A 19,788-nucleotide genomic window follows, 5' to 3' on the forward strand; every position below is an offset into this window, starting at 1 on the left:
CGATGGAGCGACATTGTTTTTCCATCGAGCAAGGTGTGGCGGCCATCTGTTGGAAGTCGAAACGCCCAGCGAGCTGAAGCATTCGGTGCGCAGTAAATGCAGGCCGTGTCGTGCTGGTCCGGGTGCGTCTTACACAAGATACACAAGACGGCAACGATGGCGGTTCATGCCGAACCGATCCGGGCAGCCAATGCATCCACTGCCGCGTGAAAATCGGCATCGGTCCCGACTTTGAATGACATCAAAACCGCATGGATAGACAGGTCATGCCTTCCCGCTGCTGCGACTGGGAGCCAGCCGGTTCCACGCTTGCGTCGCCAGGCCCACCAGGCATTCCCGGAACAGCAGCATGGGCGTGACGATTCCCGTCAAGCCAGATACTGCTGGCCCGACCCTGCGCACCGGCACCGGGGGCCGACGCCCTGGCGGCGCTGGTGTGCTGCGAGGCCAGTGGGTCTTCATGGCAAAACCTCCCTGAAATAAAGGCATTACCGACGTGCACCACAACTTCTGGAAATTGCTTTCAGTGTAAACAGGCAGGGTCAGATGTTGGTGCCGCCATCCACAGCGATGTCTGCGCCCGTGATGAACGCGGTTTCCGAGGAAGCCAGAAAAGCAACGATGCTTGCGATCTCCACTGTCTTGCCAAACCTCCCGATCGAAGTAAGGGAGCGGATGAAGTCTGCGTTAGGTCCATCGGCTGGATTCATGTCTGTGTCGATAGGCCCGGGAGCAATCTGGTTGACTGTTATTCCCCGACCCGCCAGGTCTCGCGCCAGTCCTTTGGTGAGTCCCGTCATGGCGGCTTTGGTCATTGCATAAAGCGTCAGGCCGGCGGCGGGCACTCGTTTTTCCAGGCAACTCCCGATGTTGATGATGCGGCCACCGTCCGAGAGATGCGGCGCCACTCCTTTGGCGAACAGAAATGGAGCGCGCACGTTCACGAAGATCGTCTGATCAGTAATTTCCAGAGAAGTCTTTTCGAGTGGTGTGCCGCTGACATCCATGAAGCCAGCGTTGTTCACCAGAATGTCGATGCAGCCGAAACTGCCGACCACGCTATCGATGGCGCGCTGGATGGCGACAGGGTCGGCGGCATCGGCTTTGAACGCGGCCGCTTTTCTTCCAAGTCTTTCGATGTCCACCACGACCGCCTTTGCGGCTTGCGCGCCTTCCTTGTACGTGATGGCCACGTTGGCCCCATCAGCAGCGAGTCGACGCGCAATAGCGGCGCCGATGCCTCTGCTTGCACCAGTCACCAACGCCGTTTTTCCGGACAAGTTGCTCATACATCCTCCAAAATCAGATCGATCAAAGGCGCCACGACCCTTCAATCTGGCGCGGGTTTTCGCAACCGCAGTTCAGGAACGAGCGATAGCAGACCGGCAAGCGCCATCACGAATCCAACCCACAATGGAGCACGCAATCCATATCCGGCGCTGATAAAGAGTCCGCCCAAAAATGCGCCGGTCATGATGCCCAGCGTGATCACGGAGGTGTGCACGGTGTTGACGAGAGGTCGCCCGTTTGCGGCTCTCATGACCCGCGTCACCATGGCAGGATTCATGGTCACCCCCACCAGACCGATGCCGACGAGCGAAATGGCTGCGAACGGCTTGCTGCCTGCAAAAATGCCGAACATCGCCAGAAAAACGGCCAGCAGACAGAGGCCAATGGCGAGGATGGACAGGGTGTGGCGATCTGCAAGTTTTCCGACCACCAGATTGCCCACCACGGTGGCAACCCCATAGGCACAGAGAAGCCCCGCGACAGCATTATCGCCATACCCCGAAACTTCCTTCAGTATGGGGATGAAGTAGGTAAAAGCCGCGAACGTCGCCCCGATGATCAGCAGGCTGGTCGAGAATGCGAGCCAGAGTCGCGGGTTTTTCAGCGCCGAGAGTTCTCCGCGCAAACTGACCGATATCTGGGCGGACAAAGAAGGAATGGCAGCCACGCTCAGGAGTGCCGCCATTGCCGTGAGGCCGGCTGTTGCCCAAAAGCTCTCTCTCCACCCAAGATGCGCCCCTATCAAGTTGGCCATCGGCAGCCCCAGCACGGTGCCAATCATGATGCCCGCCAACACGATGGACATCGCCCAGCCGCGTTGACGTTCCTGGACCAGTTGCACACAGATGGCGAGCGCCGTTCCAAAGAATGCGCCGGATACAGCCCCTGTCACCATTCTGGCCGCAGCCAACATCGAATAGGACTGGGACAGCGCCCCCAGCGCTTCGCCACAGATGAAGATCACATAGAGGGTCAGCAAGGCCGTTTTCGGTGGCTTCCTGAGCAGTGCCACAGCCAGCAGCGGGCCGCCGAAAGCCATGGCACAGGCATACATGGATACCAGATAGCCGATGTGCGGAATCGGCACACCGAGATCCGCCGCCATGACGGTGAGCATGCCGCTGACCTGAAACTCGCTCGTCACCATCGCGAAGATGCCGAACCCGAGGATATATATCGCCAGAGGCAAGGTGGGGGCATGGTCCACCAGATGTCGATCGATTGTTTTGGTATCGCTCATATCAGTTGCTCCTCTGGATTGGCCGGGCAAGACCCCTGGCAGACGATTTCGGTTGCAGGAGCAATGTGGTGTTCAAAAAACAGCTCGTCGACATCGCCGTGCGCATGGAAACTTCAGTCTCAGAACTCGCTGAGACTCGGGGCGAGGAAGAAGCGAGACGACAGCGGCAGCCACTATCCCCAGATTGGATTGGGTAAACAGATGCAGCAGTGAGGGGCCTAGCCCATACGGATTTGCGGCAGTGCGCTTGGTCTGTTCAGGCCACCACCCTACGCGGGCGAGTTCTCCGTCCGGAAGGACGATTTCCAAACCGAGAAGGTCCTCGGTTCGCTGGCGTCGAAGACCGACGCCTCGTTCAAGCGCGTTTCCAATCACACTCGTATGACCGGATGACGCAGTCACATTGAGCATTCGGTTGGTTCCGTCGAGCGCCTCGGCCAGACACAGTTGGGTTACGCCTGGCTCGATCACTGCGTATCCAGCATCGCAGTCCACTCGCCGAACCGAGTTCATGCGACCGAGGTCCACAGTGACTACGTCGTCTGTCGCCGGTTCTGCCGAACCGAGCCCCCAATTTCTTCCGGTGCTGATGGCATGCAGGCCCGCAGGTGGATTGTTGCCATGGAAGATCCGGACGATCGCCTGGATTTCCTGAACCGATCCTGGGCGAATGACGGCACGCACATCCCTCGGCCTGAACAGGCTGACGTTTCTCCGGACGTTCTCGCCTTGCTGTCCGGCATCGACATCTGCCCGGGTGATGTTGCTGTCGCCAACCACTTGGCGAACTTCGTCCAGAGACAGCATCGAGGCGGAGAGGCCAGCCGGTTCTTCTCGCTGATTCGTCATGGACATCTTCTGTCTGTACCCAGCGATTGAAGCGAACCCATGCCGACAGGTTGACTGACTACCTGGCTCGGCTCCGGTCGCTTTGATGTGGTACCGGAAAGATAGGCATGGCTCGCATCTGCGATCTGGCCTTGTGAATCCATGTCTATCTGGACCGCACCACGAATTGCTCGCAGAGAAAAAAACGGGCGCCTGCCGCGCCGCTCGATGAATTGCATGGCTCATCCTTCCAATGATCATTCGTTTGACTGACAGCTGCGGTAGCAGAGGAACCAAGGCGGCCGATCCATCCCGTCGCATGGCGACGAGATCAGGGCGACGCATCGACCCTTGGCAGGGCGTTTCCGGTATTTCTAGAATTTCAACTACAGAAATCCTAACAACGATGAGGAATACTGTCAATCAGATTTATGTTAGATTGACTATGGAAAAAGCCACTCTGCACGATGAGTCCGTATGGCACAAAGAGGTCGCCCTCTGAGTTTTGACCGCCAGGCTGCGCTGGAGCGCGCAATGGATGTGTTCTGGCGCAAGGGGTTCGAAGGGGCGCAGTTGGTCGACCTGACCATGGCCATGGGTATCAGTCCTCCGAGCTTTTACGCCGCTTTCGGCAGCAAGAAAGAGGCTTTCTACGAGGCCGTGGAGCTGTACATCAGGGTCGTGGGTTCGAAGTCGGCCAAGGCGCTCAACGGTGCAGCGTCCGTCCGTGATGGCCTGCGCTCCATGCTGGAAGCGACCGTTGGCACGGCCACCTCCAATCCATCGGGAGGGTGCCTGCTCGTCCTGGGTGCCGTGAACCATCTGCCAGGGAACGAGGAAGTCTGGACGTACCTCAAGAAGACCCGCACCGACACCTTGGCGATGATTCGCGCGCGCATACAGAGAGGTGTCGATGAAGGCGAGTTGCCAAGCGAAACCGATGTCGGTGTGCTCGCCCAGTACTTTCTGGGGATCACGCAGAGCATCTCGTTCCAAGCCCGCGACGGGGCGTCTCGGGCATCGCTCAAGCGATTGATCGCCCCCGCGCTGGCGGCATTGCCTCAGGGTCGGCCGGCCAGCCAGCAAACCGGGACATCGGCGCAGATCGCCGCCGCACCTGGTCTCGCCAGGCCATGATTTGGCTGCTGGCTCCGCCTACGGCGCAGTTGACTTCGCAGTCAACCGCACCGACGTTCTCGTTTGCCTTCGAGAGCGCGGCCATGACGGCTTGCGCACCGCCGACGGCCGAGCCGGTCTGAGCCATAACGAACTGGAATTTGCCGAAGATCAGTCAATCAGGATATCGCCGCTGGTGCCGATGTGCTTTTGGCGGCTGCGCTGGCTGCTGCCCGGTGATCGTTGCGGCCCAGGCCATTCGGTATCAGGGCTTATTCAACGATCGGGGCCGGCCCCCGGATGAAGTCACCACATTTTCCAAGGCGCTCATATGCTCGGCGATGGCTGCCCTGATTTTCTCGGGACTGCGGCTGCGGATCGCGGCCAATGTACCCTCGTGCAGGGTGATGACGGTATCCGGGTTTTCTTCGTATAGAAAATAATCCGGCATGCGCAGAAAAATCTGCTCCAGAATCTGGTGCTGAAACAGCGCCAGCGCGCTACTGCGCGCAATGCGTCCCAGCGTGTAGTGGAACATGTGGTCGTAACGGATGCGGATCGACAGATCGCTATGGCGATGCCCGCGCAGTTGGTCGATGCATGAGCGCAGGGCGGCAAAATCGGCTTGCGTCGCCCGCTCGGCGGCCAAAAGCGCCAGTTGCAGTTCGACCGGATGGCGCGCTTCGATGATTTCGCTCAGACTCACATGGCGCAATTGCGCGGTCAGCGCCAGCACACCGTCCGGCACATTATTCGTCAGCACGAACAGTCCCCCGGAGCGACCCCGCTGCACCCGGACGATTTTGGCCTTGATCAGGACCTTGAGCGCCTCGCCAATGACCGGCTTGCTGACATTCATCGCTTGTGCCAACTGCTCGACGCTGGGCAGGCGGTCATCGGCAGAATAAGCACCCGACAAGATCGAGAAAATGATCTGCTCAACGACATCTTCGTGAGCGCGGGCATTGGCGATCGGGTGAAAATGCCAGCGCAGTCGAGGCTCTTCGGTTCCGTCGATTTTCTCCGGGCTGGCCCCGGTGTTTTCATCATCCTGCCTGCCGGGGTGATTCGATTTCATTGGCAATTCGAAACCCGATGGGAGTGATTCCATTTACAAATCATCCGTGCACTTTGCCGGCGTCGCTTGCCGTACATTGGTACTGTCTGCGCTCCGCCTTTGCTTTCATGAACGATTGGGAAATGGAATGAGGTGAGTCATGCACTTGGCGAGTGTACCCCATGCCCATTGGGGCTCGGAGCTGTCCGCCGGCCGTGAAAGCCGGGCATCCGCCGCCCTCAGTGGCGAATTTCGCCTTCGCCCAGCACCACATACTTGAGCGAGGTCAGCCCTTCGATGCCCACCGGGCCGCGCGCATGCAGTTTGTCGGTGCTGATGCCGATTTCTGCGCCCAGTCCGTACTCGAAACCATCGGCAAAGCGGGTGCTGGCATTGACCAGCACGCTGGCCGAATCCACCTCGCGCAGGAAGCGTTGGGCATGCGCGTGGTGCATGGTCAGGATGGCGTCGGTGTGGTGGCTCGAATAGCGGTTGATATGGGCAATGGCGGCGTCCACGCCGTCGAGCACTTTCACGCTGATGATGGGGGCCAGGTATTCCTCGGACCAGTCTTGCTCGGTGGCGGGCAGCAGCTTGGCGCCCGTCACTGCGCCCAAAATCGCCAGCGCCTCGGGGCAGGCGCGCATTTCCACGCCCTTGGTGGCATATATGGCGCCGATTTTCGGCAGGAATTCGGCGGCCACCGGCCTGGCCACGAGCAGGCTTTCGCTGGCGTTGCAGGGGCTGTACTTGTGGGTTTTGGCGTTGTCGGCGACTTGCACGGCCATGGCGATGTCGCAGGGGGCGTCGACATAGATGTGGCAGTTGCCGTCCAGGTGCTTGATGACCGGCACCCGGGCTTCGCGGCTGATGCGCTCGATCAGGCCCTTGCCGCCGCGCGGGATGATCAGGTCGACGCATTCGGGCATGGCGATGAGCTGGCCCACGGCGGCGCGGTCGGTGGTCTGCACCAGTTGCACCGCGTCTTGCGGCAGGCCGGCCTCGGCCAGCGCCTGCTGCACCAGTGCTGTCAGCGCCTGGTTCGAGGCCATGGCTTCAGAGCCGCCGCGCAGGATGCAGGCGTTGCCGCTCTTGATCGACAGGCTGGCGGCTTCGATGGTCACGTTCGGGCGGCTTTCGTAGACCATGCAGAACACGCCGATCGGCACCCGCATCCGGCCTACGCGGATGCCGCTGGGTTGCTGCTGCAAGCCCTGGATCGCACCGATGATGTCGGGCATGGCCGCCAATTGCTCGCAGCCCTGGGCGCAGGTTTCCAAGGTCTGCGGACTCAGTTGCAGGCGCTCGACCATGGGCGCGGCCAGACCGGCAGCACGGGCGCGCTCCAAGTCGCGGGCGTTGTCGATTTGCAGCGCCGGGGTGTTGTCGCGCAGCCGCCGCGCCAGCGCCTTGAGCGCCTGGCTCTTACTGGCCGCTGGCGCTTTGGCCATCAGCGCAGATGCGGTTTTGGCCCGGGTGCCGAGATGGCGCGTGTATTCGGTCAGTTCAGCCAGGTTCATCGGACTCATCGGGCGATTGTGCCGCAGATTCATTGTGCTATTGTTTTTCTAGCTCGTGGCGAAGTGAAATCAAGCCTCCGTGGCCTATTGACCCCATTGACCCCATTGACCCCATTAACCCCATTGACCCCATTGGGCATCACCAGCGCGGCCCAAAGCCCGTCAGTGCGCGGTCGATGTCAGCCGGCTCAGTTGCAGCGCCAGTCGCTGCAATGCCTGCCAACTATCGGCGGGCCAGTCAGGCCAGCGCAGGCCCTTGACGATGCCGTCCACGATGTGCGCCGATTGCAATAGCCGGGCCAGTGCCGCATCGCTGGCCTGGGGCAGGATGCGCTCGAACAGGCGCTCCCGGGGACCCCAGATGCGGTTTTCGCGCAGCGCCAGCGGCAGCGGGCGGCCGGCGTTCATCGCGTCTTTCACGCGCTTGAGCGCACGGATGTCTTCGGCCAGCGCCCAGTGCACCAGCACTTCGTTCTCGCCTGCGGCTTGCAGGCCATCGAGCATGCGCTGCACGCGGGCGGTCTGCCCGGCCAGCACCGATTCGGACAGTTTGAACACGTCGTAGCGCGCGACATCGAGCACGGCGGCTTCGACCTGGGCCTGCGTCAATTCGCCGGCCGGGTGCAGCAGGGCCAGTTTCTGGATCTCTTGGTGGGCGGCCAGCAGGTTGCCTTCGACACGATCGGCAAAGAACCGCAGCGTGCGCTGGCCCTCCTCGCCCGCCAGCACGCGCTGGCCCTGGGCGGCCAGGCGCTGGGCCAGCCATTGCGGCAGCGCGCTGCGTTCCACGGGGTCGATCTGTATGGTGCTGCCATGGGCCTGGAGCGCGGCAAACCAGTCCCCGGCGCGCATGGCTTTGTCCAGGCGCGGCAGCAGCACCAGTGTCAGGGTGTTGTCGTTGCCTTGGGCCGATGCGGCCAGCCGCTGCAAGGCCGCGCTGCCGTCCTTGCCGGGCTTGCCCGTGGGGATGCGGATTTCGACGATCTGCCGCTCGGCAAACAGGCTCGATGAGCCACCGGCGGCCAGCACTGCGCTCCAGTCGAAATGGGCGCCGGCCACAGTGAATGCGCTGCGCTCGGTATAGCCCCGTGCCCGGGCCGCAGCGCGGATGGCGTCCACCGCCTCTTGTTGCAGCAGCGGTTCGTCGCCATGCAGCGCATACAGCGGCGCCAGACCCCGTTGAAGATGCTCGGACAGTTGGGCCAGCGCGATTTGCATGCGGCGCAGTTTATCGCCTTGCGCTGCACGGGCCGATCGCGCCGGGCGCCCGGAGCCGGTCCGCGGGATGGTTGGGGTGGTTGGGGGCGGCTTGCCATGTTTGCCATGTGGTTTGCGCCGATTTCCCGCTTTGCAGGGCAGCCCGGCCCGCGCACAATTTGGCCCGGGCACCGACTGACCACCGCCTGACTGATCGTCACCACGCCATGCACGCCAACGCACCATCTCCCCACCCCGCCACGGCCGGCCCCATCCCCCGCCCCGCCCATCGCCCGATAGCGCTGATCGGCGCCCCCACCGATATCGGGGCCGGGGTGCGCGGCGCATCCATGGGGCCGGAGGCTCTGCGCGTGGCCGGGCTGCAGGCGGCGCTGCAAGGGCATGGCCTGCAATCGTTCGACCGGGGCAATCTGAGCGGCCCGGCCAATCCTTGGCAAGCGCCGGTGCAGGGCTATCGCCATCTGCCCGAGGTGGTGCAGTGGAATCAGCGCGTGTTCGATGCGGTATCGGCCGAGTTGCGTCTGGGTCATCTGCCGATCTTGCTCGGCGGTGACCATTGCCTGGGGCTGGGCAGCATCAGCGCCGTGGCGCGCCATTGCGCCGCGCGGGGCCAGCCGCTGCGTGTGCTGTGGCTCGACGCCCATGCCGACTTCAACACCAGCGCCCTGACGCCCAGCGGCAATCTGCATGGCATGCCGATGGCCTGCCTGTGCGGCTTGGGGCCTGGGCCGCTGACGCAGTTGGCCGGCGGCATGCCCGGCGGCGGGCCGGCATTGCGTGCGCAGCAGATTCGCCTGATCGGCGTCCGCAGCGTAGATCCGGGCGAAAAGCGCCTGGTCCATCAGCAGGGCCTGGAGGTCTTCGACATGCGCTACATCGATGAAGCCGGCATGCGCCAGACCATGCAGCAGGCTTTGGCGGGGCTGGACGCCGATTGCCACCTGCATGTCAGTTTCGATGTGGATTTTCTGGACCCGGACATCGCCCCCGGTGTCGGCACACCGGTGCCCGGCGGCCCCGGTTACCGTGAGGCGCAACTGTGCATGGAAATGATTGCCGACAGCGGCCGGCTGGCGTCGCTGGATATCGTGGAGCTCAACCCGGCGCTCGATCTGCGCAACCGGACGGCGCTGCTGGCGGTGGACCTGGTGGAGTCGCTGTTTGGCAAGAGCACGTTGATGCGCGTGCCGCCGCCAGAGATCGGTACGGCTCTGGTGGCGGCCAGGGTTTAGAGCATTTTTGATTTATTGAGACCTGTGTAAATAACTGTCAACGCCATGCCGAGTGAAGACGCTATTTTGTGTCATCCATTTATTTGAGGCTCAATAAGTAGAAACATATCCAGAAGATGAAAAGTAGTCGGATAATTCCTATATAAAGCAATCGAGCAGGCACCCGATGGCATTCCAAAGTCCATCGACAGTACGCTGTTCAGCTTTCCTGAGCAGGGCTTTCAGTTTGGAAAAGAATTTTTTTCGATAGGGTTCTCTCGGTTGAAACGTGCCCACGAGGCTGCGGCCTATGACGCATGGTTCCGCGAGCAGGTGCAGGCCAGCATTGACGACCCGCGCCCGAGCATGTCGGACGAGGAAGTCCGCGCCATGTTCGCCAAGCGAAAGGCCGCACTGCGGCAATGTGCATAGTGCCCCGGCTGGTGTGGCGACCGCTGACTGACCGCGACACCATCATGGGCTGCGTCGTCAAGCCGCTACGCTGATTTCCATCTCGTCCAGCACATGGGCAATGGCAGCGATGGCAGCGCGCATGCCTTCGCCGCCGAAGTGCCCCATGCAGCCGACGCGGAAGGTTTCCACCGTCGTCAACTTGCCGGGATACAGGATAAAGCCTTGGCGCTTGACCGCGTTGTAGAACGCCTGGAAGTTGTAATTGGCATGGCACGGCGCGTGGATGGTGACGATGATGGGTGCCTGGATTTCCCTGGGCAAGAAACTCTTCAAGCCCAATGCCGCCAAGCCATCGATCAACTGCCGGCAATTGCTGGCATAGCGCGCACCACGCGCTGCCAGGCCACCCTCGGCGCGATGCTGTTGCAAAGCCTGATCCAGCGCAGCCACCACATGCGTGGGCGGCGTGAAGCGCCATTGCGTGGTTTTTTGCATATACACCCACTGGTCGTGCAAATCCAGCACCAGCGAATGCGCATTCCCCTTGCACGACTCCAGCACGCTGCGGCGCACCAGCACAAAGCCCATGCCCGGCACGCCTTCGATACATTTGCCGGAAGCGGCAATCAGCGCGTCGAACGGCGTTGCACGCGCGTCGACCTCAACTGCGCCGAACGAGCTCATGGCATCGATGATCAAGCTCTTGCCATGCTTGTGCACGACCTTGGCAATCTCCTGCAAGGGATTCAAGATGCCGGTGCTGGTTTCGCAATGCACGACTGCGACATGTGTGATGGATGCGTCCGCACTGAGCAGGCGATCGATATCAGCCGGCGAGATGGCCTGATCTTCGGCGTAGCTGTGTGTGCTGACACGGCGTCCGAGGTATTCGCAAATACGCGCAATGCGTTGGCAATAGGCGCCGTTCATCGGCACTAACACATGGCCATTGCGCGGCACGATGGTGCCAATGGCCGCTTCCACCGAGAAAGTGCCGCTGCCTTGCAGGGGCACGCACTCATGCGTCTGTGCGGCATGGGCAATTTCCAGCAAGTGCTGGCGCACGCGCGTGGTGATCTGATTGAAGTCGGCATCCCATGAACCCCAGTCGCGCAACATTGCCTGCCGGGTTTGCGGCGATGTCGTCAAGGGGCCGGGTGTCAAGAGGACGGGATGTTCGGTAGTGGCAACGGACATGATGTCTCCTTCAAGTGAAAGGCACGCGCTTCAGTGCGTGGTGCAGGTCCGCCAGACCTGCGTTTTGTTGATCAATGCCTTGGTGAACCAGCCGTAGAGCAGGCATACCAGGGCGGAGGTTGCCACCGTCAGCGATGCCAGCGCCGCTGCCGGGCCAATGTCGCCAGCTTCGTCAAGATTCATGATGGCCACCGACGACAAAATGGTGTCCGACGAATACAGGAAGACCACGCACGACAGGCTGGCCATCGACACCACGAAGTAATAGCGCGCAATATCGAGCAAGGCAGGCAGGCACACTGGCACGGTGACGCGCAAAAAGGTTTTGTGCAATGGAATCTTGAGCGAGGCCGCGACGGCTTCAAATTCATTGTCCAGCACCTTCAATGCCGACACCGCCGTCAAATGGCTGGAGGTGTAGTAGTGAATGATGGTCGAGAACACCAGAATCGACATCGACGCATACAGGAAGCGAAGCGGATTATCTGGGTGGTTGAAGAACATGATGTAACCCAGGCCCAGCACCAAGCCTGGCACCGCCATCGACAGCATCGCCATCAAATGCACCAGCGGGCGCAAAGTGCCAAGACCACGCGACTTCTCGACCAGATAGGCGCCGATGAATGCGGCAATCGTGCCAAAAAATGCGGTCAGAAAAGCGAGCTTGAGCGAATTGGTATACGCCGCGCTGAAGTCGCCATCGAACAAGGCGTACTGGTAGTGGCGCAAAGTCAGTTCCAGATTGTAAGGCCATAGCTTGATGAAGGAACTGATCACCGCCATGCCCACCACCGATAGCAGCAGGATGCTCACCAGCACGCAATACGCCATCATCCAGCGATCGAAGCTGCGCTGCGGCTTGGGCTGGTAGGGCACCGAGCGCGCCGACAACTGCGCCTGCAATTTGCGGCGCACCAGCATGTCGATGGCAAACGATAGAATCGACGGCAACAGCAGCAGCATGCCCACCACTGCGCCACGCCCAAAATTCTGCTGGCCAACGACTTGCTTGAACACATCCACCGACAACACGCTGAAGTTGCCGCCAATGACCTTGGGCGCGCCAAAGTCGCTGATCACATACGTAAACACCACCGTCGCCGCGCTGATCAGGCCGTATTTGCACGAGGGCAGCGTGATCGTGAAGAAGCGGCGCAGCATGCCCGTTCCCATCGAGTCGGCCGCTTCGTACAAACGCGCATCGGCCAGCGACAAGGCCGTCGTGATGATCATCAAGGCGTGCGGAAAGGTGTTGTACACCTCCGCCAGGATGATGCCCGGCGCGCCATAGATGGAGGCATTGCCCAGCAGGGGTTTCAGAACGCCCTGATTGCCAAACCATTGAATGAAGGCGATGGCCGACAGCAGCGACGGCGCCAGCAAAGGCAGCAAGGCGATGAACCTGAAGCCATTCTTGAAGCGCATGCAGCTTCGATTGATCGCATAGGCGAAAAAGAACGCCATCGGCACGGCGATGAAGACGACGGCGAACGCCACGCCGCAAGAATTGAGAATCGAGCGCTGCAAGCCCGGCGTCGAGAAGTAATCACGAAAATGCAGCAAGCCGACGAAATGACCATCGTTATCCAGCACAGCGCGCAGCAGAATCATCGCCAGCGGCGCCAGTAAAAACAAGGCCAGCCCGCCCGCCACCGCAATCAACAGCACACGCGCCAGGATGTCGCTGCTACCGAGCTTGAGACTGCGCCGTGGCAACGGCTGCAAAGGCATGGTGCGCATCATTGTGGAAAGACGCGAATCCGGTCCGCCCGCAGTGCAAAGCGAATGCGCACACCGGGCGTGATGTTCAAGTCGTACATCTGGTTCAGCGAAAACTGTATCGTCAGCGGCGTCTGGCCCAGTTCGGCAAGCGCGCATTCGACCAGGCAAATGCCGCCGAGGAACTCGATCCGCCCTGCCACGCCAACCACTTGATTGGGCGTGCTGTCGCAGAGGTCTTCCGTCACCCTGTCTTCAGGCCGCACGTACAGGCGAACCGCGCTGCCGGCACGATAATCTCCCCCCGCACTGCTCACCAGGCGCAGGCCATGGCCGCACTCGAACACATGCCCGCCCAACGCCACCGCCTCGATGACATTGGCCTTGCCGACGAAGCCGGCAACAAACGTGCTGGCCGGATATTCGTAAATCTCCTGCGGCGTGCCAATTTGCTCGATAGCGCCCTGATCCATGACCACGATGCGGTCTGCCATGTTGAGCGCTTCTTCCTGATCGTGCGTGACCATGATGGTGGTCACGCCGAGTTGCTGCTGCAAGCTGCGGATTTCCTTGCGCAGGCGCACGCGCTCGATCGCATCGAGCGCCGATAGCGGCTCATCGAGCAGCAGCAATTTGGGCGCTGTCGCCAGGGCGCGTGCCAGAGCGATGCGCTGTTGCTGGCCGCCGGAAAGCTGCGCCGGATATTTTTTCGCCGCTGCCGGCAAGCCGATCATCGTCAGCAACTGTGCCACCCGCGCCTGAATCTGTGCGCGCTGGGCACGGCGATTGACCAAGCCATACGCCACATTCTCGGCCACCGTCAGATTGGGAAACAAGGCATACGACTGGAACACGATGCCGTAGTCGCGCTGCTCCGGCGGCAGCCACGAAATATCGCGGCCATTTTGCGTGACGCTGCCCGCAGTCTGGCTTTCCAGACCAGCGATGATGCGCAGCAAGGTCGTCTTGCCGCAACCGGAAGGGCCGAGAAAGACCAGCATCTCGCCCTGCCGCACTTGCAGATCGACGTTCCCCAACGCGCTAAAGCTGCCAAAGTCTTTGCGTATCCCGCGCAGTTCCAGAGATGGCCGCAGATCTGTCATGTCCATACGAAGCCTGTGGGTTGATCAGCCAAGGGCGGCGCGTCCCGCAATGACCACGCGCACGGGAACGAGCCTTACTTGGACTTGGGCTCACTCTTGGCGTCGTAACGCCGGCTCCACTCCGCCAATATCTTGTCGCGGTTCTTCGCGGCAAAGGCAAAGTCGTTCTTGATCAGCATCTCTTCGTAGTTGGCCGGCAAACCCTCCAGCGGCTTGTTGACCGCGGTATGGGCGACGATGGCAACGTTCTTTTGATACATCTCGTTGGCTTCCTTGCTGGCAGACCAGTCGGCCAACTTCTTGGCAGCATCGAGTTTTTTGGTGTTTTTCATGATGCCGGTGGCCTCGATGTCCCAACCCAGACCTTCCTTGGGAAACACCAGGTCAATCGGCGCACCGCCACTCTTGACCTGGGTGCCGCGATATTCGAGTGAAATACCAATGGGAAACTCGCCACTGCCAGCCGATTTGCAGGGTTTGGAGCCGGAGTGCATGTATTGCGCAATGTTCTCGTGCAAGGCGTCCATATACTTCCAGCCGCCCTGCTCGCCAAACAATTGCAGCCAGGCCGTCACGTCGAAATAGCCAGTGCCCGACGAGGCCGGATGCGGCATCACGATCTTGCCTTTGTAAACCGGCTTGGCCAAGTCTTGCCAAGTTTCCGGCTTCGGCAAATTCATCTTTTTGGCCTCGACCGTATTGAAGCAGATGGTCGCGCCCGCCACATCCATGCCGACCCAGCTTGGCACGGCCTTGGCGTCGACATACTTGGCATTGAGCTGCTCATAGCCCTTGGGCTTGTATGGCAGCAGCATGCCTTCCGCATCCATCAACGCCAGGCTGCTGGCGGCAACACCCATGACCACATCGGCTTGCGGATTGGCTTTTTCGGCCAGCAGTCTGGCCGTGATGATGCCGGTGGAATCGCGCACCCACTTGATTTCCACATCAGGGTAAGTCTTTTCAAATGCGCTTTTGTAAGCCCTGATCTGGTCTGTTTCAAGAGCGGTGTAAACCAGCAGCGACACACGCTCGGCAGCAAACACATGGCTGCACAACCCTGCACACAACAAGGCCAGCATGGTGGTCAATCTCATTTGCATTCTCCTATGGGTAAAAACAAGGGCGACGCCAGACTGCCACGTTGCCCAATCATGCACCTCTGCACGACCGCTCTTCAACACATGCTCACGCTCCCGGAAGCCCGCGCAACATTGATAAACAGGCGAGTCTCACTTTAAGCACGGAATCGTAGACTGTCAACAGTTTACACATATAATCCCGGACGATTGCATAGACTCCAAGCGCTGTCCGCTGTTCATGGCCAGAGCAGTCCTGCAGGAGCTGATAGCGTCCTTGCAAGCCACTCCGGGGAGTGTCAAGCCATGTCGATGGCCCTGCGCAAAAACGCACGCACCACGCCAGACGTGCGTGCCGAGATAGCCGCCAGCAGTCAGACAGCCAATGTGCTGGTCCAGCGCTATGGCGTTACCGAACAGACGGTCTCCCGCGCTGGTGGTGCTCGAAGCCACGGGCGGCTACGAGTTCGAAGCTGCCTGCGCGTTGCAGGCGGCAGGCCTGGATGTGGCGGTGGTCAATCCTCGCCAGGCCCGCGACTTCGCCCGCGCCATGGGTGCTCTGGCCAAGACCGACAGCCTGGACGCCAAAATGCTGGCGGCGTTCGCTCGGGGTGCCGCACCAGCACCCCGAGCGCAGTCGATTCGTCAAGCCGTTGGCTGACGAGACCTTGCAACGCTTGCAGGCCCTGGTGCTGCGCCGTCGCCAATTGGTGGACACGTCGACACCCACGGTGATGCGGGCATTGCAGGTTGGATTTGGCAGGCCCATCATCGCCCCTGCTTGTATATGCGAAGTCAAAACTTCCTGCAACCGTTCGGGCTGAGGACGAGAGACGGGGACATGCGCCACCTGCTGCTGATACACGGACTTGGAAATCCCAGGAGACCTCGGGCTGCACGCCCGCGCCAAACCAACCGGGCCGGGCTGTGGACATGTGGACGATGCGCTGCGCGCACCGGCCGACGCCATGGACAACTCTACGAGTTGCCTACCGCGCCAGCCTTCGACCACATCCCCACAATCTTGCACGACCACGTTTATTTCCCCGTGAAATGAAGATACAAGGTGACCTCATGAAATTTGGTGGCAAGCACCTCGCAATACTTCTGGCGGCCTGTTGTGCAGTCGCTCTTGGTTTTGAAGCCAGCGCACAAAGCGACAAGATCATCCGCATTCTTGTTCCCTTCTCTGCTGGAGGCGGCGCTGACAGTGCTGCCAGAGCCATTGCGAAGAAACTGCAGCAGGACCTGCAGGAGACGGTGGTGGTGGAGAACAAGCCCGGCGCCGGCGGAAACATCGCGTTCGAGCAAGTCGCTGCATCCGCCCCCGATGGCCGCACGCTTGCGCTGGCGACCAACAGCCTCGTGATCAACCCCTTGCTTTACGCCAGGACCCGCTTCGATGCACAAAAGAGCTTCACACCGATCGCGCTTCTCGGAAGGTCGCCAGTGCTGCTGCTGGGGCGGGCGAATTTTCCCGCCAGTACGTTCCCTGAGCTCCTCGAGTACCTGCGACTCAATCCGGGGAAGCTCGCTTACGCCTCGTGCGGGAATGGCTCGATCCACCAGTTGGCCGGCGAAGCGTTGAAGTCTGGCGGCAAGATCGACATGCTTCATATCCCCTACAAGGGCTGCAGTTCCGCCATATCGGATCTAGCGGGTGGTCAGGTGGATCTGGGCATGATCAGTCTCACATCGGCAGCCAGCTTTCTGGACGGCAAGCGCGTCAAGGCATTCGCGACGACGGGCGGGGCTCGCTCACAGATGATCCCAGATCTTCAAACGGTCGCGTCCTCCGGTCTTGCCGGGTATTCATTCGACGGCTGGTATGCTCTGGTTGCACCCTCGGGAACGCCGGCCGCGGTGGTTACACGGCTCAGCAGCGCCGTGAACCGCGGGTTGACGAGCGAAGAAGTCCGCAAAGCCTTCGCTGCATCCTACATAGAACCCACGCCAAGCACGCCTGGGGATCTGGAAAAGCTGTTTGCGCAGGAACGCGTGCATTACAGCAAAATCATCAAAGCAGGGAACATCAAGGGTGACTGACTTGATCACGCCCGAAACGTCGACAAGCTCCCACTACCTGTGGGGCGTTGCGCGACCTCATCAGATCGACGATGCCGAGCTGACCGAGTTCATCAGGGCGCAGAGCGAAAAAACCTTCGAGGAAGACAAAGTCATGCTGGCGGCCCAGCAGCGCTCGCTGGGAGAAACCGGCGGAAGCACATTCCCGGTGCCCCTCAAGACCGACGCAGGCCCCATCCAGGCCAGGCGCCTCATGGAACAGCTGATAGAGCAGGAGCAGGCATTACTGTCCCGCGCACCCGCACCCGCTGGAACAAAACCGGACACCGTTTCTTGAAGGCTGATTTATGAATGCACCTCTACAACCCCGTCGAACGATTGAGGTCCCGCTCGAAGCCGCACCATTCCCGCTGGATCAGTGGTGAGTCGCGGGCGTCTCCTTATATCTTTCAGATCATTCAAACTTCAGTGGTCAAGGCGTGGTTGCCAGCCTTGATTGCTGAACTGGTTGACTCACCACCGTGCAGCCTGTGTCTCCTGCGAGCCCGAGCTCGAATCTCAGCCCAGGGCGCACGGTGGTGGTCTGTTTGTTCTGCCGCATCCCGAATGGTTGACCGAACACATTTCGTATTCATAAGGCTGGGAGCCACAGGACTTGTATGAGTGAACCCGTTTATGTAGGTATCGACGTGGCCAAGCGCACCTTCGAGGTGGCCACCACTGGTCAAGCACAGACCTTCAGTCTTGGCAACGATGAGGCCGGGCATGCCCAGCTGTGCCAACTGCTGGCGCCGCTGTCGCCGCGCCTGGTGCTGCTGGAGGCCACTGGCGGCTACGAGCAGGACCTGGCGCTTGCCTTGTCCGCAGCAGGCTTGCGTGTGTCGGTGATCAATCCGCGCCAGGCGCGCGACTTTGCCCGTTGCATGGGCAAACTGGCCAAGACCGATCGCATCGATACGCAGGCGCTGCGCGGCTTTGCAGCCTTGCTGGACGCCCAGGGTCACGAGCCGCGCATGCTGGCCGACGAGCAGCAGCGCGAGTTGACCGCCCTGGTGGTGCGCCGCCGCCAACTCGTAGCCATGCTGGTGGCCGAACGCCAGCGACTGGCCCTGGCACACCACGCCGATCTGGCGGCCTTGCTGACCTCGGTCAAGGGCGTGGGTCCCACCACGGCCAGCACGCTGCTGGCGCAACTGCCCGAGTTGGGCCAGCTCAATCGCAAGCAGATCACCTCGCTGGTGGGCTTGGCCCCCATCAATCGGGACTCGGGCACGCTGCGTGGGCAGCGCCACATCTTCGGTGGTCGCGCCGACGTGCGCCGCGTGCTGTTCGTGGCCGCCTTGGTAGGCACGCGCTTCAATCGCGTGCTCAAAGCCTTCTATGCAAGGCTGCTGGCCGCCGGCAAGCCCAAAAAGGTCGCTCTGCTCGCCTGCATGCACAAGTTGTTGGTCATCTTGAACGCCATCGCTCGCACCAAGTCGCCTTGGCGCAACGAACTTGCTGAAGCGGTTTGACTTTGTCATTCAAGATGGTTGCTGGGAGCTGAAAGACAAGTCGGTCACCCACACTTTGTTGGTGCCGCCCCATGGTCCTTTTCCGCACGCCGGACGGAAAAGTCGCGGCATTGGACATTGGAAGACCGCTGTTGCCACAAGGAACTGCCGCTCTCGTGCCGAATGCGCCTTGATGGATCGTCGTACTTCCACTTGATGGGCTTGGGATTCTTGTTGTGTTCGCGGATGTAGCGCATCAGCTTTCGCCCCAAGTCCTTCACCGAGGTAAATACGCCGCGGGTTATGACATCACGCTGAATGCGCGAGAACCAGTTCTCCACCTGGTTCAGCCACGACGAGTATGTGGGTGTGAAGTGCATGCGCACGTTGCCGTGCCGTACAAGGAAGTCCCGCACGCGCTGGCTCTTGTGGCTGCTGACGTTGTCGCAGATGACATGGATCTCCTGCCGCTCGCACTGGCTGGCGACGATGTCGGTAAGGAAGGCGACGAATTGCTCGCTGGTGTGGCGCGCCACGGTCTTGCCCAGCACCTGGCCGGTGGCGGTGTTCAGCGCCGCGAACAAGCTCAGCGTGCCGTTTCTCTTGTACTCGAATCCGTGGCTCTCGGCACGCCCTGGCGACAGCGGCAGCATCCGGTCCTTGCGATCGAGTGCCTGGATGGCGGTCTTCTCATCGACGCAGAACACCACGGCGTGCGCCGGTGGATTGAGGTACAGCCCGATCACATCGGCCGCCTTGGTCTCGCAGTCCGGGTCGTTGGACACCATGTGTCGATCCAGTCTTTGCGGTCGCACGTTGTGCTTGCGCCAGATGCGCTGAACCGCAGAAACGGATACGTCGCCAAGTTCAGCCGACAGCTTGTAGCTGCTCCAGTGCGTGGAGCCATCGCTCGGCTTGCGCCTGAGCGTGTAGTTGAGCACCCGCGCCTCCAGTTTGGCCGGTGGCTGCTTGGGCGTGCGTCCCGGGTGCCGGGCGTACATGCCCGCCAGGCGCTCGCTGAGAAAGCGGCTGGACCAGCGGGAGATGAAACGCGAGTCGCATTCGAGCCTTTGCATGATGGTGTCGCGCGACTGACCCTCTTCGAGCATGAGGATCAGCTTGGCCCTGCGCACGTCCGCCACGCGCGCCGTGCGGCTACGCGTGGCAGTCAGCAATTTGTCTCGCTCGGCGTCGGTCAGATCAGTCGCTTCCAGCGCACGCTCTCGTCGGTCTGGTAGCGGCGCAGTCCGGCCGCTGAGGACATGATCAGTTCGGCGC

General features: G+C 61.0%; 18 protein-coding genes and 2 pseudogenes. 8 read left to right on the forward strand and 12 right to left on the reverse strand.

The window, feature by feature from the left end; all coding sequences use genetic code 11:
* Nucleotides 1-542 precede the first annotated feature (542 nt).
* The 4 genes from VEIS_RS04715 to VEIS_RS28265 form a co-directional block, all read right to left on the reverse strand.
* Nucleotides 543-1,289 carry an SDR family NAD(P)-dependent oxidoreductase gene (locus VEIS_RS04715; protein WP_011808748.1) on the reverse strand — a complete coding sequence of 249 codons (747 nt, stop codon included), beginning with the start codon at nucleotides 1,287-1,289 and terminating at the stop codon, nucleotides 543-545.
* 41 nt (nucleotides 1,290-1,330) lie between these two features.
* Nucleotides 1,331-2,530: an MFS transporter gene (locus tag VEIS_RS04720; RefSeq protein ID WP_011808749.1), complete on the reverse strand. Its 1,200-nt coding sequence runs from the start codon at nucleotides 2,528-2,530 to the stop codon at nucleotides 1,331-1,333.
* A 72-nt stretch (nucleotides 2,531-2,602) separates the two neighbouring features.
* Complete coding sequence (locus tag VEIS_RS25490) at nucleotides 2,603-3,379, reverse strand: FAD-binding oxidoreductase (protein ID WP_198137956.1); 777 nt, start codon at nucleotides 3,377-3,379, stop codon at nucleotides 2,603-2,605.
* On the reverse strand, nucleotides 3,376-3,597 hold the full coding sequence (locus tag VEIS_RS28265; protein ID WP_157048397.1) for a hypothetical protein: 222 nt from the start codon (nucleotides 3,595-3,597) through the stop codon (nucleotides 3,376-3,378). Before VEIS_RS28265 ends, VEIS_RS25490 begins: the two co-directional genes overlap by 4 nt.
* 238 nt (nucleotides 3,598-3,835) lie before the next feature.
* Here VEIS_RS28265 and VEIS_RS04730 point away from each other — a divergent pair, with 238 nt between their 5' ends.
* A complete protein-coding gene (locus tag VEIS_RS04730; protein ID WP_011808751.1) occupies nucleotides 3,836-4,495 on the forward strand; it encodes a TetR/AcrR family transcriptional regulator in 660 nt (219 codons plus the stop codon).
* A 244-nt stretch (nucleotides 4,496-4,739) separates the two neighbouring features.
* Here the strand turns inward: VEIS_RS04730 and VEIS_RS04735 are convergent, their stop codons facing one another.
* The 3 genes from VEIS_RS04735 to holA form a co-directional block, all read right to left on the reverse strand.
* The gene (locus VEIS_RS04735) at nucleotides 4,740-5,552 is read right to left on the reverse strand and encodes a FadR/GntR family transcriptional regulator (RefSeq protein WP_011808753.1); all 813 of its coding nucleotides are present in this window, start codon (nucleotides 5,550-5,552) and stop codon (nucleotides 4,740-4,742) included.
* Nucleotides 5,553-5,770: 218 nt separating this feature from the next.
* Nucleotides 5,771-7,051 (reverse strand): glutamate-5-semialdehyde dehydrogenase, encoded by a 1,281-nt coding sequence (locus tag VEIS_RS04740; protein ID WP_041950541.1) that lies wholly within the window; start codon nucleotides 7,049-7,051, stop codon nucleotides 5,771-5,773.
* 162 nt (nucleotides 7,052-7,213) lie between these two features.
* Complete coding sequence (gene holA, locus VEIS_RS04745) at nucleotides 7,214-8,269, reverse strand: DNA polymerase III subunit delta (protein WP_011808755.1); 1,056 nt, start codon at nucleotides 8,267-8,269, stop codon at nucleotides 7,214-7,216.
* Nucleotides 8,270-8,475: 206 nt separating this feature from the next.
* Between holA and rocF the strand changes: the two genes are divergently transcribed.
* Together rocF and VEIS_RS29570 are read left to right on the forward strand one after the other, a co-directional pair.
* A complete protein-coding gene (gene rocF / locus VEIS_RS04750; protein ID WP_011808756.1) occupies nucleotides 8,476-9,501 on the forward strand; it encodes an arginase in 1,026 nt (341 codons plus the stop codon).
* Nucleotides 9,502-9,762: 261 nt separating this feature from the next.
* Nucleotides 9,763-9,912, forward strand: coding sequence for an antitoxin PaaA2 family protein (locus VEIS_RS29570; protein ID WP_011808757.1), 150 nt, complete (start codon nucleotides 9,763-9,765; stop codon nucleotides 9,910-9,912).
* A gap of 57 nt (nucleotides 9,913-9,969) precedes the next feature.
* Here the strand turns inward: VEIS_RS29570 and VEIS_RS04755 are convergent, their stop codons facing one another.
* The 4 genes from VEIS_RS04755 to VEIS_RS04770 all read right to left on the reverse strand — a co-directional run bounded on the left by VEIS_RS04755 (nucleotide 9,970) and on the right by VEIS_RS04770 (nucleotide 15,016).
* A complete protein-coding gene (locus VEIS_RS04755) occupies nucleotides 9,970-11,091 on the reverse strand; it encodes a 2-aminoethylphosphonate--pyruvate transaminase (RefSeq protein ID WP_011808758.1) in 1,122 nt (373 codons plus the stop codon).
* A 30-nt stretch (nucleotides 11,092-11,121) separates the two neighbouring features.
* Complete coding sequence (locus VEIS_RS04760) at nucleotides 11,122-12,822, reverse strand: putative 2-aminoethylphosphonate ABC transporter permease subunit (protein ID WP_232287848.1); 1,701 nt, start codon at nucleotides 12,820-12,822, stop codon at nucleotides 11,122-11,124.
* Between the two features lie 8 nt (nucleotides 12,823-12,830).
* On the reverse strand, nucleotides 12,831-13,919 hold the full coding sequence (locus tag VEIS_RS04765) for a putative 2-aminoethylphosphonate ABC transporter ATP-binding protein (protein ID WP_011808760.1): 1,089 nt from the start codon (nucleotides 13,917-13,919) through the stop codon (nucleotides 12,831-12,833).
* Nucleotides 13,920-13,987: 68 nt separating this feature from the next.
* A complete protein-coding gene (locus tag VEIS_RS04770) occupies nucleotides 13,988-15,016 on the reverse strand; it encodes a putative 2-aminoethylphosphonate ABC transporter substrate-binding protein (protein WP_049773817.1) in 1,029 nt (342 codons plus the stop codon).
* 282 nt (nucleotides 15,017-15,298) lie between these two features.
* Here VEIS_RS04770 and VEIS_RS30220 point away from each other — a divergent pair.
* The 5 genes and pseudogenes from VEIS_RS30220 to VEIS_RS04790 form a co-directional block, all read left to right on the forward strand.
* A pseudogene (locus tag VEIS_RS30220) lies at nucleotides 15,299-15,418 on the forward strand (IS481 family transposase); the annotation flags it as partial.
* Between the two features lie 7 nt (nucleotides 15,419-15,425).
* Nucleotides 15,426-15,705, forward strand: a pseudogene (locus tag VEIS_RS04775) (IS110 family transposase); the annotation flags it as partial.
* A 340-nt stretch (nucleotides 15,706-16,045) separates the two neighbouring features.
* Entirely contained in the window at nucleotides 16,046-17,038 is a 993-nt protein-coding gene (locus tag VEIS_RS04780; protein WP_049773818.1) for a tripartite tricarboxylate transporter substrate binding protein, read from the forward strand.
* 1 nt (nucleotide 17,039) lies between these two features.
* A complete protein-coding gene (locus VEIS_RS04785) occupies nucleotides 17,040-17,354 on the forward strand; it encodes a hypothetical protein (RefSeq protein WP_157048400.1) in 315 nt (104 codons plus the stop codon).
* Nucleotides 17,355-17,676: 322 nt separating this feature from the next.
* On the forward strand, nucleotides 17,677-18,531 hold the full coding sequence (locus VEIS_RS04790; RefSeq protein WP_011808765.1) for an IS110 family transposase: 855 nt from the start codon (nucleotides 17,677-17,679) through the stop codon (nucleotides 18,529-18,531).
* 44 nt (nucleotides 18,532-18,575) lie between these two features.
* Here VEIS_RS04790 and VEIS_RS04795 read toward each other — a convergent pair whose 3' ends face one another.
* Nucleotides 18,576-19,724, reverse strand: coding sequence for an IS630 family transposase (locus VEIS_RS04795; protein ID WP_232287916.1), 1,149 nt, complete (start codon nucleotides 19,722-19,724; stop codon nucleotides 18,576-18,578).
* Nucleotides 19,725-19,788: the final 64 nt, after the last annotated feature.

It is taken from the genome of Verminephrobacter eiseniae EF01-2, assembly GCF_000015565.1.
GTDB lineage: Bacteria > Pseudomonadota > Gammaproteobacteria > Burkholderiales > Burkholderiaceae_C > Acidovorax > Acidovorax eiseniae.